Here is a 13758-nt window from a genome sequence, read left to right as displayed (position 1 = left end):
CCGGCCCGCTCCGTGCTTCCCGTGGTCAGCCCTCCAGCCGCTTGAGCAGCTCGGGCAGGTCGGCCTCGTGTGCGACGGTCAGGCGCCTGGTCGCGCGGGTGACCGCCACGTACAGGTCGTTGGCCCCGCGCGGCTGGGCCAGCAGCTCCTCGGGACGCACCACGACCACCGAGTCGAACTCCAGCCCCTTGGACTCCGTCGCGGTCAGCACCACCACGGAGTTGCCCAGCTCGTCGTCCGCACCCGATCCGGGGCGGCCCGCGCCGGGCAGCACCGCCGCCACCTCGGCCAGGGAGGCGTCGGAGGTGACCACCGCGATCCGGCCCTCGCCGACGGTCTCCCGCTCCTGGGCGACCACCGCGGGCAGGCCGTCGAGGCCCGCCAGCCGCACCGCGCGGGGCTCGTCACCCTCCGCGCGCACGGACTCGGGGATCTCCTGCCCCGGTGCGGCCTCGTGCAGCACGTCGGCGGCGACCGCCATGATCGGCGCCGGGGTCCGGTAGTTCACGCGCAGGTGCTCCACGTGCACCTTGCCGGGGGCGTACTCCTCCAGAGCCGCCTGCCAGGAGTCGGTCCCGGCGGGGCTGCCGGTCTGGGCGACGTCGCCGACGACGGTCAGGGAACGGGTCGGCACCCGGCGCATCACGGTGCGCCAGGCCATCGGGGAGAGCTCCTGGGCCTCGTCCACGATCACGTGCCCGTAGGACCAGGTGCGGTCCGCCCCGGCCCGGTCGGCGGTGGTCAGGTTCGGCCCCGAGTCGCGGTGGCGGGCGGCCAGGGTGACCGCGTCCAGGCCCTCCGCCGGGTCCTCGGTCAGGCCGGTGAAGTCCAGCACGCCCTGGGCGTAGCGGACCTCCTCCTCACGTTCGGTCTCCAGCTGTCGCTGGCGTGCGCGCAGGAGGCTGTCGTCCTGGCCGAGGTATTCGGCCACCTCGTCCAGCAGCGGCACGTCCTCCACCGTCCAGGGGGCGTCCGCGGGGCGTGCCATGGTTCCGGCCTCGGGGATCCCGGCCTCGGCGCCCACCCGGGCCAGGGCCTCGGGGTCGGCGTACAGGTCGCGCAGCAGCAGCTGCGGGGTGAGGTCGGGCCACAGGGCGTCCAGGGCCTGCTGCACGGGGACCTCGTGCCAGAGCCGCGCGCCCACGTGCGGGAGGTCCGCCTCGGTGAAGGGGCGGCTGAGCAGCTGGGACTCGGCCCGGGCGAGTTCGGTGAGCAGCGTGTTGACCAGGTACTTGCGCGCCGTGTTGTGCGGCAGCTTCAGGCCCCGGGTGGTCTCCAGCACCTGCTCGCACACCTCCTCGGGGACGACCAGCGTCCCCGCGTCGGTCGGCACGCGCAGGGAGCCCTCTCCGAAGGCCTGCCGGGGCGAGCGCTGCCGGTCCCGGACGGCGGCGCCCACGAGGTCGACCATGCGCGTGGAGCCCTTGAGCACGGCGGTCGCGTGGTGGTCGTGGGCGGCGGCCTCCACACCGGGGAAGAGCTCGCCGACCGTGCGCATCACCACGTCGGTCTCGCCGAGGGAGGGGAGCACGTTGCCGACGTAGCGCAGGAACGCCGGGTTGGGGCCCACCACCAGGACGCCGCGGCGCTCCAGCACCCGGCGGTGCGTGTAGAGCAGGTAGGCGGCCCGGTGCAGGGCGGCGACGGTCTTTCCGGTGCCCGGGCCGCCCTGGACGACCAGGACCCCGGCCAGCTGGGCGCGGATGACCCGGTCCTGCTCGGCCTGGATGGTGGCGACGATGTCGGCCATGCGTCCGGTGCGGCCGCGGTGCAGGGAGGCCAGCAGGGCCGCCTCGCCGACCAGCTGGCGGCGGTCGCCCTCGGTGAGCCCGTCGGCGTCGAAGACCTCGTCGTCCACACCGATGACCCGCCGGTTGCGCACCCTCAGGTGGCGCCGGCGGGTGATCCCCTCCGGGTCGCTGGGGGTCGCCGCGTAGAAGGGGCGGGCCGCCGGAGCGCGCCAGTCCACGAGGATGGTCTCGTGCTCGGAGTCACGCAGCCCGATCCGGCCCACGTAGCGGGCCTCGGTGTCCTCGGGGCCGTAGGAGATGTCGATCCTGCCGAAGCACAGGCCCTCCTCGACCGAGCTGAGCTGGGCCCGGCGGCGGGCGTGCTCGTAGGAGCGGGTCTCGCGTTCCACGATGGCGGCGTAGCCGCTGCGCTCCTGCAGGTGTGCGTCGATGAGCCGCTGGTTGGTCTGCGCTCGCAGGGTGTCCAGGCGCTCGTACATGACGCTGACACGCGCCTGCTCGACCGCGATCGCGGCCTCCTCGGGCGAGGTGGCCGAGCTGTCGGATTGACAGGAATCCATCAGGTTGCTATCCTTGCGCTTAGAAAGATTTCTGATAGCTTGTTATTCGGAATCGGGCACCGCAGCTTAGCAGGCTACTCCGCCCCCGCGCGAACCGGTCCTCCGCATCCGGTCGCCCCCTCTCGAAACCCCACCACCGACGACCTCCACGTCTGAGACCCTCCCCGGAACCGGCGAGGGTTTTTCTGTGTCCGGCCCCGTCCTGTGGTCCGAACCCGCTAGACTCGGCCCCATGCGAACCAGCCCGATCGTTCAGGGACAGTGGTGGCGCCGCTTCTAGGCGGCGCACCGACAGTTCGCATTCCCGAACACCACAGCGACCGCCCCGGACCGGCGGTCGTTTCCTTTTTCGGCGGCCCCGGCCGGTGACGACCACCCCGACCGTAGAGCGCCAAAAGGACCGGCCGTGAACCCCAGTGACGCACAGACCACCACGTACCGCACCCCGAGCGGCGTGACCGTCCATCGCAGCGCCACCCCCTGCGACCCCGAGATCCTCACCGAACTCGTCAGCTCGGTCGAGTACCGCCGCGGCGGCGTGCTCTCCTCGGGGATGGAGTATCCGGGCCGCTACGACCGCTGGCACCTGGGGTACGTGGACCCCTGCCTGGAGATCAGCACCCGGGGCCGCCGGGTCACCGTCACCGCCTTCAACGCCCGCGGCCGGGTCCTGCTTCCGGTCCTGGCCGAGGCGCTCGACACCGTGCCCGGGGCGAGCGGCCGTGAACAGGGCGCCGACCGGGTCGCCGTCACCGTGCCCGAGCCCGACCCCGACGCCTTCTTCACGGAGGAGGAGCGCAGCCGCCGCCCCAGCGTCTTCACCGCCCTGCGCGCCGTGGTCGCCGCCCTGCGCAGCCCCGAGGACCCCAACCTGGGTCTGTACGGCGCCTTCGGCTACGACCTCGCCTTCCAGTTCGAGCCGGTCCAGCAGCACATCGACCGCGACCCCGCCGACCGCGACCTGGTCCTGCATCTGCCCGACGCCATCGTGGTCCGCGACCGCAAGCGCGAGACCTGCGTGCGCTACACCTACGAGTTCACCGTCCCCGCCGGGGACGGGCGCCCCGAGGCCGCCACCGAGGGCCTGCCCCGCGAGACCGAGCCCACCCCGCCGGTGGTCGCCACCGAGGTCCCGCCCGGCCCCCTGCCCGGCTCCTACGCCGAGGTGGTCGCCGAGGCCAAGAAGAAGTTCCGCCGCGGCGACCTGTTCGAGGTCGTCCCCGGCCACCGCACCTACGCCCGCTGCTCCTCGCCGGCCCGCTTCTACGAGCTGCTGCGCGGACGCAACCCCGCGCCCTACGAGTTCTTCTTCAACCTGGGCGAGGGCGAGTACCTGGTCGGCGCCTCCCCGGAGATGTTCGTCCGGGTCACCGGCGAGCCCGGCACCGGGCAGCGGGTGGAGACCTGCCCCATCTCCGGCACCATCCGCCGCGGCGAGGACGCGCTCGGCGACGCCGAGAACATCCAGGAACTGCTCTCCTCGGTGAAGGAGAAGTCCGAACTCACCATGTGCACCGACGTCGACCGCAACGACAAGTCGCGGGTGTGCGAACCGGGCAGCGTCAAGGTGATCGGCCGCAGGCAGATCGAGATGTACTCGAGGCTGATCCACACCGTCGACCACATCGAGGGCACCCTGCGCCGCGACTTCGACGCCCTGGACGCCTTCCTCACCCACATGTGGGCGGTCACCGTCACCGGGGCGCCCAAGACCTGGGCGATGCGCTTCATCGAGCAGCACGAGACCAGCCCCCGCCGCTGGTACGGCGGCGCCGTCGGGGTGGTCAACTTCGACGGTTCCATGAACACCGGCCTGACCCTGCGCACCGCCCACATCCGCGACGGCGTGGCCGCGGTGCGCGTGGGCGCGACCCTGCTCTACGACTCCGACCCCGAGGCCGAGGAGAAGGAGACCTTCCTCAAGGCCCGCGCCCTGCTGGAGACCCTCGCCCTGGGCGAGGAGGCCCTGGAGGCGGAGCGGGCCGGGCAGGACGCGCCCGGCCGGGAGGAGAGCGCGAACGAACCCGCCCCGGCCCCCGCCGAACAGCCGGGTGCGGGGATGCGCGTCCTGCTGGTCGACCACGAGGACTCCTTCGTCAACACCCTCGCCGACTACGTGCGGCGCCACGGGGCCGAGGTCACCACCGTCCGCTACGGGTTCGCCCCCGAGCTGCTGGACCGGCTCGCCCCCGACCTCGTGGTGCTCTCACCCGGGCCCGGACTGCCGGTCGACTTCGCCATGTCGGACGTGCTGGACGCCCTGGCCGCCCGCCGCCTGCCGGTGTTCGGGGTGTGCCTGGGCCTGCAGGGCATGGTCGAGCACGCCGGCGGAGAGCTGCGCACCCTGGACGAGCCGGTGCACGGCAAGCCCGGCCGCGTCCGGGTGAGCGGCGGCCGGCTGCTGTCGGGGATGGGAGAGGACGGCGCGTTCCCCGCCGCCCGCTACCACTCCACCTACTCCACACCCGACCTGGTGAAGCACTACGATGTCACCGCGGTGCTGGACCGGGAAGCCGGCGAGGAGCCCGTGGTGATGGCGATCGAGGACCCGGTGGCGCGCTGGTACGCGGTGCAGTTCCACCCGGAGTCGATCCTGACCGCCGGTGTCGGCGAGGGGATCGTCTCCCGGGTCCTGGAGCTCGCCAAGCGCTGACCGGAACCCTCTGCTGGGGGGTCGAGGGCCGTGAACGCTGGGAGAGACGGGACGCGCGTGAGAGTTTTTACGCGTGTGGACCGCCTCCTACCTGCACGGGAGACAATCATTCCCGAAACCTTGCCGTTAACGAAGTTTGATCAACCCGTTAGCGGACAGGGGTTGCGTATGGGTATTTTGCTTTCAATCCTCGGAATCATCCTTATCGTCGCCGGCGTTCTGGGCGTGCTTCGCGGTCAGCTCCTCTGGGGCATCATCGCCATCGTGGTCGGCCTGTTCGTGGCACCTGGCTACTTCTACGGCTTCTAGCGGATGACAGGTCCCCTGACCCCTCTCAGTGAATCGTTGCCGATACTGGTCCGGGGCCGGGTACCCGACCGCGCTGTCGCGCGAGTCGGGTACCCGGCCCCGTCTCTGTGAGGTCGGCCCCCGCGCCGCGGTTTCGCTGCGGGCCCGACCTCGCTCCCGCGCCGGACGTGTACCCTCGGGGGAGGTCAATCGGCCCAGCCCCACACACTCTTCCGTGCCCCGGAAAACCCTGGTCATGGCCCTGAAGTGTGCCCTGGGGCGGGGAGCTGCGAGAAGAGGGTGCTGTGAAGAAGGTCGAGCCCCAGGTCCGCCTGGTTGCACGTCCGCAGGTGGACTACGACGCGATCACCGACTACCTCAAGGAGGTCGGCGGCGAGGCGTGGCTGGAGCGGTTCGACCGGGGTGAGCTGGACGCCCACCTCAACGACCCCCAGAACCTCGCCGAGTTCGCCGGGCGCCTGTGCTACCGCTCGTGGGAGCCGGGTCTGAACCCGAACGTCACCCGCGTGCGCAAGGACCAGGACGCCTACCTGGGCAACATCCTGGCGAGCCTGCACGGCTCGGTGCTGGAGCACGTCAGCTTCAGCTTCGTGCTGCACAACGTCTCGCGGGTGCTCACCCACGAGCTCATCCGCCACCGGCCCGGCGTGGCCGTCTCGCAGGAGTCGCTGCGCTTCGTGCGCCTGACCGACCTGCCGTTCTGGTTCCCCGACTGGGCCGAGGAGGACCCGGAGCTGATGGAGCGCGCCACGGCGATGCTCCAGCAGATGGAGGAGTTCCAGTTCTGGATGGCCGAGCACTTCGGGCTGGACGACGAGGGCGTGAAGTTCGCGGAGAAGAAGCACAAGACCTCCTTCATGCGCCGCTTCGCCCCCGAGGGCGTCGCGACCGGTCTGGTGTGGACCGCCAACGTGCGCACCCTGCGCCACACCCTGGAGGCCCGCACCGCCCCCGGTGCGGAGGAGGAGATCCGCCTGCTGTTCAACCTCATCGGCGAGACCCTGAAGGAGGAGGCCCCCGCGCTCTTCGGCGACTACACCGTCGAGGACGGCGTCTGGGTCCCCCAGCACCGCAAGGTCTGACCTCCGCCCGCTGAACGAACACGACGGCGCCCGTCCCGGATCCCCGGGGCGGGCGCCGCGCCGTCTCCAGGGGTGGGGACCGGTACGACACCAACGGCCGACCAGCGGCCCCCCACGGGCAGGCCACAGGGAGAGGCCCAGGTCAAAAGCGTGGTCTAGGGACGGTACTTCCTCGTACACGGAGTGGCGGAAAGGCCCGTACCGGCCTTCTGACCGGGTAGAGGCCGGGTGGATCCAGGGGGCGGGCGCGTCCCCATCCGCAGCGGACCAGGAAGGGGAAGCTCCGTGACAGGTGAACTCGTACCCGAGAACCTCGTCGGCCACCGTGTGCTCGACACCGAGGGCCAGAACGTGGGGAAGATCAAGCAGGTCTACCTCGACGACCAGACGGGGAAGCCGAGCTGGGTGTCGGTCCACACCGGGCTGTTCGGTCTCAAGGAGACCCTCGTCCCCCTCCAGGGGGCGCAGCCGATGGAGGAGGACATCCAGATCCCCTACGACAAGGACACGGTCAAGGACGCGCCGCAGGTCGACGCTGACCGGCACATCTCCCCGGAGGACGAGGAGCTCGTCCGCGACTACTTCGCCCGGCAGGGCGGGTTCCCGCAGCAGGCGCGGGGAGAGTCCGACACGGCCGCCGGAACCTCTGACGAGCACGTGGCGGGCCAGATGCCCGGCACGGTCCCGGTCGGGCAGGAGATGCCGGAGTGGGCCGGCGGCCAAGGCCTCCCGGGCGGGCGCGAGGGCCGCGGGGACGAGCCGGAGATGCACGGGGGCGACCCGGCCGACGCGATGACCGGTTCGGCTTACGGCGAGACCGCCGATCCGCTCGCCGACCCGCGCGCCAACGAGCGGCTCGGGGGACCGGGCACCGACATGGAGGACCGGTCGGTCATTCGCCACGAGGAGCAGGTGGACATCGGCGTCGAACGGCGTGAGGGCGGGCAGGCGCGGATGCGCAAGCACGTCGACACCGAGCGCTTCGACGAGACGGTCCCGCTCCACCACGAGGAGCTGGAGGTGGAGCGCAGGCCCATCACCGACCCCTCGCAGGTGATGGACTCCGGTCACATGGAGGAGGGGGAGGAGGTCTTCACCCTCTACGAGGAGCGTCCGGTGGTCTCCAAGGAGGAGGTCCCGGTCGAGGAGATCCACGTCCGCAAGCGGGACGTCACCCGCGAGGAGCACGTCGAGGGCGAACTCCGCAAGGAGCGGATCGAGTTCGAGGGCGAGGACGACGAACCGCCCCGGCCGTGATCCCCGTGCCCTGACGGCTCCGGCCGTCACCGCGGCGTAGCTGGAAGACAGAGCGGCCCCTCCCGACCGAGGGGCCGCTCCTCTTCGCCGGGAACAGGTTCGGTCCCGGTGAACACCCCTGAGACGCGCCCGCCCGCGGGTTCTGGCATCCTCCAGATGTTGGTATACCACTATCGGGAGGGCTGTCATGGCCGAACAGAACCGCACCACGATCTTTCGGGACGTACGGCCGATGGGCGGTGAGCCCGTGGACCTGGTGGTGGCCGACGGCCGGGTGTCCGCCGAGGCGGGCGGGGACGCCGCCGAGGTGGTCGACTGCGGGGGGCGGATCGCCCTCCCCACGCTGGTCGACGCGCACATCCACCCGGACAAGACCACCTGGGGCGAGCCCTGGTACACGCGCCGCCCCGCCCGCGGGATCGCCGAACTGGGCGAGCAGGACGCCGAGGTCTTCCGGAATACCCCCACCTCGGTCGCCGTGCGGGCCGAGCGCCTCATGGGCCACGCCGTCACCCGGGGCACCCGGGCCATGCGCGCCCACGCCGACATCGCCCCCGCCTACGGGTTGGAAGGCCTCCAAGGGGTCAGGACGGCCGCCGAACGCCTGGCGCACGCCCTGGACGTGAAGATCGTCGCCTTCCCCCAGCACGGGGTCCGGCGCGCGCCCGGCACCGACGCCCTGCTGGAGGAAGCGCTGCGCACCGGGACGGCCGACCTGGTCGGCGGGATCGACCCCGAGGGCTTCGACGGCGACCCCGACGGCCAGCTCGACCTCGTGTTCGGCCTGGCCGACCGGTACCGGGTCGGGGTCGACATCCACCTGCACGACAGCGGCCCCGTGGGTGCGCGCACGATGCGGGCGATCATCGAACGCACCCGAGCCCTGGACCTGGGCGGCAACGTCACGGTCAGCCACGCCTTCGGCATGACCGGGGCGGAGGAGGACTTCGACACCCTGGCCGCGGCCCTCGGCGAGGCCGGGATCGCACTGACCACCGTGGCCCCGAGCCCGGAGCGGGTCCTGCCGGTGGCGCGCCTGCGCGAACACGGCGTCCGGGTCGGGGTGGGATCGGACGGTGTCCGCGACTCCTGGAGCCCCTTCGGCGACGCCGACATGCTGCACCGCGCGCACCTGCTGGCCAAGGCATCGAGGGCCCGGCTCGACGAGCAGCTCTCGGACGCCTTCCTCACCGCTGCGCACGACGGGGCCGCACTGGCCGGCCTGCCCCGGGCCGACTTCGAGGCGGGCGCCCCCGCGGACTTCCTCCTGGTGGAGGGCGAGTGCCTGCCCCAGGTCGTGGTGGACCTGCCCGAGCGCCAGGCGGTGGTGCGCGCGGGCCGGGTCGTGGCCAGGCGGGGCCGACTCGTCTGAGGGGTCCTCAGACGCAGACGGAGGCCAGGGACCGGGTCAGCGCGGCGGTGTGCACCGCGTCCGAACCCCGCTCGCGCGCGTCCCGGTCGGCGCTCAGGGCCAGGCGGGCCGGGCAGTCGGCGCGGGCGCGCCCGCGCTCCGTGGCGGCCAGTTCCCGGACCAGTCCGGAGGTGATCCGGTCCAGCTCGGGGCGCACTTCGCTCAGGTCGGGCTCCTCGGCCGGGGCCCGGTCGGGCAGGACGGTCCACCGCGCGTGCAGCGTGTGCTGGACCGTCTTGTGCGCCTCGATCTGGTCGCGGACGACCGCCGCGGCGTGCTCGGGGTCGGTCGCCGACCGCTCCGCCTGTTCCCGTGCCGCCTCCAGCACCTGTTCCTCACGCGCGGGGTCGTCGACCGGGGAGCCGGTGTGCCACTTGGCCGCGGCGACCGCCTCCGCGGTCTCCAGCCGCTCGGCGGACAGCCCCACCAGGGTGTCGAAGTCGGCCGGGGGAGCGGTGGAGGCAGGAGAGGCGAGCGCGGCCGCGGGCGACAGGCTGAGGAGGGCGGCCAGGGCCAGGGCCGACGGGGTTCGGGACAGGTGCACGAGGGCTCCTTCTCAGGGCGAAGTGACTACGGAGAGTATCCGATCATGTGGGATCCGGTGAAAGGCGGATTGAGGGGCCGATGGTTGGACCGGTAGTGGGAAACCGCTTTCCGTGCTAGCTTCCGGAACCCACGGTACGGAAACCGTTCCGCACCGTGATCGTGACCCCCAGCCCTACGGGCCCGCACACGAGGAGCAGCATGAGATCCGAACACAGGAACCGACCACGTCCCCGCTGGACCCTGCCGGCCGCGGCCCTCGCCGCGGTCGCGGGTCTGGGGGTGGCGGCCGCGACCCTGGTCCCCTCCGGCCCGGGCCCGGAACCCGAGCTCCAGAGCGCCTCCGCCGCAGTCCCGGCTACGGACGGAGCCGCGGCCGAGTGCGGCGCGGGAACCTACGACGCGGAGGCCGAACTCAACGGTTCGACCTGGACCGTCCGCCACGGCGGGGGCGTCGTCCACGAGGGCTCCGACATGCTCACCGCCATGCGCGCCGCGGTCGACAGCCTCGACCCCGGCCGGACCGCGCAGGAGAGCGTGGTCGTCCGCGGATCCGGGTCGGTGCCCGGGAACGCGTCCCTGGACCTGCCCAGCCACACGTCCTTCGAGGTGTGCGGCACCATCGACGTGACCGGGGCGGTGAGCGCGGACAACGCCGCCGTGCGGATCCGCAACGTCAGCGACGTGTCCGTGCCCCACCTGTCCCTGAGCGGCTCGCCCTACTTCGGAGTCTTCGTCCGCAGCGCCCAGGACGTCCACTTCGGGCAGGTCGACCTGGACATGTCCGGCGGCCACGGCATGCGTATCGACAGCAGGGACAACGACGCCGTCCGGCAGGCCCGCAACATCAGCATCGACGACGTCCGGGTGTCGGGCACCGACAACCACGGCGTGGAGACCTACGGCGTCGACGGGTTCACGGTGGGCACCCTCACGGCCCGGGACACCGCCTACTCGGGCCTGCTGCTCAACGACACCGAGAACGCCGACATCGGGCTCGTCGACGCGGTGAACGCGGGCGCGGGGACCGGATACGCCGCCTTCCGCATGGCCAACCGCAACGGCAGGGTCGCGGACGGATACCCCGTCAACATCCGGGTCGGCGAGGTCCGTGCGCGCGGCGGCGGCCGCGGGATCTTCTGCGTCTCGGAGAGCGGCGGAGCCGTCATCGAACACGTGGACATCTCCGGGACCGGCAGCAACGCGGTCCTGATCGAGAACTGCCACAACGTCACGCTCGCGGGAGGGACGGTCGAGGGGCCCGGCGACATCCGGCTCGCCGCCCGGGACGAGTTCGCCAACACCTCGGGTGTCACCCTGGAGAACCTGACCGTCGTGGACACGGCGATCAACGAGCAGCCGTGCGCGGAGGGAACCGTCCTGCGTGACATCACCTGGCAGAACAGCCGGGACAACACCTGCTGACCCAGGGCCGGCACGGTCCGGGACCGTGCCGCGGGTGGCGGAGCCCGGCAGAAGAAATCTGAAAGCCTTGCGCACTAGGTTTCCGGATGGGCGAGAGCCGGGGGAGACGATGGCGCCACCGCCTCCCCCGGCGACCACACGGGCCCGGGCCCTGCCACCCGGGTGCCCGGAGCGGCTTGGACGGAGCCGCTCGCGCACGCGGGGGCGGCGGTGGGTGGGAAGAGTGCCGACCGCCGCTCCGCAGACCGTCACCGTCCAGGGGATGGTCACCGGCCCGCGCTACCGTCGGGGTCCGGACACGGACTACCGAAAGCGGGTGCACACCATGGGCCGACGACAGCGGGAACAAGAGCGGGTCGACCGGGGCGAGCGGATCGTCGAGGCGCCGCCGACAGAGGTCTACCGCGCCATGACCGAGCCCGCGGCCCTGGAGGCCTGGCTGCCCCCGGAGGGAATGACCGGCCGGATCGAGCGCTTCGAGCCCCGGCCCGGCGGCGGGTTCCGCATGGTGCTGACCTACCTCGACGCCCGGGCCGGGCTCGGCAAGACCACGGAGTCCACCGACGTCACCGAGGTCGGGTTCGTGGAGCTGGTCCCCGACGAACGGATCGTGCAGCGCGTCGGCTTCGCCTCGGACGACCCCGACCTCTCCGGGACGATGACGATGACCTGGCGGCTCGAGGCCGTCCCGGAGGGCACACGGGTGGCCGTCGAGGCGACCGGTGTGCCTCCGGGCATCTCACCCGGGGACCACGCGGCCGGACTCGCCTCGTCCCTGGCCAACCTCGCCGCGCACGTCGAACCCTGACCTCCGGGGCTCCGGCTACCCGCGTTCGCGTGCCCGCTCCAGGCGTGCACGCAGCCAGGGCGGCGTGTGCTCGGCCGAGCGCGGATAGTACACCTGGTCCAGGGCGAAGCTCCAGTCCGTCGGGTCGGACTCGAAGGCGGGTTCCCCGGCGTCGTACTCCACGCCGCGCCCATCGCCGGTGAGGGCCATCCGGAAGCCGAACCAGGTACCGCGGTCCGGCTCGTAGGAGCCCGCGCGGAGCCGGCCCAGCAGAGGCGGGATCTGGTGGTGCGGCCACAGTCCGCGCCGCTCCCCGTCCGCGGTGGTGGCGACGACCCGCACCCGGCGGTACCCGGCGAGGTAGGACGCCTCCAGGACCACCTCCCGGTAGCGGTCGCCGACTCGGGGAAGCCGGTCGAGGACCTTTCCCAGCAGTTCCTCCCGGTCCTCGGCGCCGAGCGGTTCCAACGGCAGGCTGGGCTCCCGGACCGGGGTGGGCGCGGGCGGGCGCTCCCGCGTGGTTTCCTCCAGCAGGCCGGCCCATCCGGGCCGGCGCTCGGGAACGATCCGGGTGTACTCCGTGCGCAGCCGGAACAGGGACTGGTGGAGCGAGACCTCCTCCCCGGGGGCCCACGACGGCCAGTGGTCATAGGCCCGCTCCGCGCTGTGTCCGTCGGCGGTCACGGTCAGACGCAGGTACAGCCAGCGCTGCCCGTGCCGGTCGGCCTCGGCCTCCCGCACCGGTGCCAGCAGCCGGAGCAGCGAACCGTCCCGGTCCACGTACCGCTCCCCGGAGGCGGTGGTGAGCAGGCGCGGGTCGGTGTGGCCGTCCACGAGCACGGCTGCCCCGGCGCCGTCCAGCGCGTTCGCGCGTACCCAGGCCACCAACTGCCGCAGCTCTTCGGTCTCCGGGACCGCGGGACGCTCCCGTTCCCGGGCCCGGCGCATCTCGTGGCCGACGAGCAGGGCCCACTCCTCCTCGCTGACCACCGGGCGGGAGGGGCGAGGCGGGCGGCCCGAACCCGGCGCCAGTCCGGGGCGGCGCGTGCCCGGAGTCAGCCCGTAGCGGGCGGCGTGCGCGACGACGGCGGCCGGGTCGAGGGTCACCTCGTCCTCGTCCTCCTCATCATCCTCCAGGTCCAGTTCCTCGCGCCTGGTCCGGTTCACGCGGTCCAGCACACGGGCGACCCCGGCCACGGCGGGTTCACCGACCGCCCCCTCCACGGCCGCCGTCAGGAGGGAGCGCACGGGGGCGGGCCAGTCGCCGCAGACCTCCTCCTCGGGCGGATAGCCGTCGAGCAGGCGTTCGACGAACTCGTCGACCCCGACCTCGACCCAGGAGGTTCCGCCGAACCGCGTACCGTCGTCCTGCCAGTCGTCGGGGTAGGGGCCGCGCGCCCAGCGCCCGTCCTCCCACCAGTAGACGTAGCCGATGTTGTGCAGTCGCCGCTCCAGATCGGCGATCCACCCCCAGGGCAACCAGTCCGGCCCCTGGGCGAACAGGTCGACCGGGCGCCGGTCGGAGCGCGGGGAGTCGCTGAAGTCGTTGTCGTAGCCCACGAGCAGTGCGCGGTCGGCGCCGCACCGGACCAGCCGCCACTCGGCGCCGCCGCGGTCGTCGTGGACCAGTGCGGGGCCTTCCAGCCGGGTCGGGCCGCCGTCACGGTTGCTTCCGGCTTCCAGCGCGGCGAGTGTCCCGGACCTGGCCCAGAGGACGGACGGGGGCGGGAGGTCCTCGGGGCGGCCTGCCGAGTGAAGGGGCATCAGCGGTCTTTCCGTGTATCGGGTCGGGAGCGACACCTCCGTTTCTAGCGTGCGTTCCCGACGGCGGCGAAAGGGGAGGCCGTCCGGAAGACACCCTGTGTGCGGGGGAGGTCCCGGGCGGCCCCCTCCGGGAAGGGCGGTCCAGGCGCTCTCCCCGGCGTCCCGGCCGGGCTCTTCTGGTGTGTCCTCCCTGGTCCGGACAGACCGGGAGCTTAG

Annotated in this window: 10 protein-coding genes; 7 read left to right on the top strand and 3 right to left on the bottom strand. The window is 72.4% G+C overall.

All coding sequences use genetic code 11. The annotated features are described in order from the left end of the window. Positions 1–25: 25 nt before the first annotated feature. A complete protein-coding gene (locus D458_RS0111695; protein ID WP_017586936.1) occupies positions 26–2311 on the bottom strand; it encodes a HelD family protein in 2286 nt (761 codons plus the stop codon). 406 nt (positions 2312–2717) lie between these two features. Between D458_RS0111695 and D458_RS0111690 the strand changes: the two genes are divergently transcribed. The 5 genes from D458_RS0111690 to D458_RS0111670 all read left to right on the top strand — a co-directional run bounded on the left by D458_RS0111690 (position 2718) and on the right by D458_RS0111670 (position 8984). Then, complete coding sequence (locus D458_RS0111690) at positions 2718–4964, top strand: anthranilate synthase component I (protein ID WP_017586935.1); 2247 nt, start codon at positions 2718–2720, stop codon at positions 4962–4964. Positions 4965–5132: 168 nt separating this feature from the next. Further along, the gene (locus D458_RS37560) at positions 5133–5273 is read left to right on the top strand and encodes a GPGG-motif small membrane protein (protein WP_017586934.1); all 141 of its coding nucleotides are present in this window, start codon (positions 5133–5135) and stop codon (positions 5271–5273) included. A gap of 284 nt (positions 5274–5557) precedes the next feature. Continuing rightward, on the top strand, positions 5558–6355 hold the full coding sequence (gene thyX, locus D458_RS0111680) for an FAD-dependent thymidylate synthase (protein ID WP_017586933.1): 798 nt from the start codon (positions 5558–5560) through the stop codon (positions 6353–6355). 285 nt (positions 6356–6640) lie between these two features. Next, positions 6641–7612 carry a PRC and DUF2382 domain-containing protein gene (locus tag D458_RS0111675; protein WP_017586932.1) on the top strand — a complete coding sequence of 324 codons (972 nt, stop codon included), beginning with the start codon at positions 6641–6643 and terminating at the stop codon, positions 7610–7612. Between the two features lie 187 nt (positions 7613–7799). Next, positions 7800–8984, top strand: coding sequence for an amidohydrolase (locus D458_RS0111670; RefSeq protein ID WP_017586931.1), 1185 nt, complete (start codon positions 7800–7802; stop codon positions 8982–8984). 7 nt (positions 8985–8991) lie between these two features. On the opposite strand, the gene D458_RS0111665 is transcribed toward D458_RS0111670, so the two are convergent. Continuing rightward, positions 8992–9567 carry a chorismate mutase gene (locus D458_RS0111665; RefSeq protein ID WP_017586930.1) on the bottom strand — a complete coding sequence of 192 codons (576 nt, stop codon included), beginning with the start codon at positions 9565–9567 and terminating at the stop codon, positions 8992–8994. Positions 9568–9767: 200 nt separating this feature from the next. Between D458_RS0111665 and D458_RS0111660 the strand changes: the two genes are divergently transcribed. Both D458_RS0111660 and D458_RS0111655 read left to right on the top strand, forming a co-directional pair. Further along, positions 9768–10991 (top strand): hypothetical protein, encoded by a 1224-nt coding sequence (locus D458_RS0111660; RefSeq protein ID WP_017586929.1) that lies wholly within the window; start codon positions 9768–9770, stop codon positions 10989–10991. Between the two features lie 223 nt (positions 10992–11214). After that, positions 11215–11799 (top strand): SRPBCC family protein, encoded by a 585-nt coding sequence (locus D458_RS0111655; RefSeq protein WP_017586928.1) that lies wholly within the window; start codon positions 11215–11217, stop codon positions 11797–11799. Between the two features lie 15 nt (positions 11800–11814). On the opposite strand, the gene D458_RS34825 is transcribed toward D458_RS0111655, so the two are convergent. Continuing rightward, positions 11815–13542 (bottom strand): hypothetical protein, encoded by a 1728-nt coding sequence (locus tag D458_RS34825; RefSeq protein WP_017586927.1) that lies wholly within the window; start codon positions 13540–13542, stop codon positions 11815–11817. Between the last annotated feature and the right edge of the window lie 216 nt (positions 13543–13758).

Source organism: Nocardiopsis ganjiahuensis DSM 45031, assembly GCF_000341085.1.
Classification (GTDB): domain Bacteria; phylum Actinomycetota; class Actinomycetes; order Streptosporangiales; family Streptosporangiaceae; genus Nocardiopsis; species Nocardiopsis ganjiahuensis.
The sequence above is the reverse complement of the archived record's forward strand: the minus strand, read 5'-3'. Positions and strand labels throughout refer to the sequence as shown.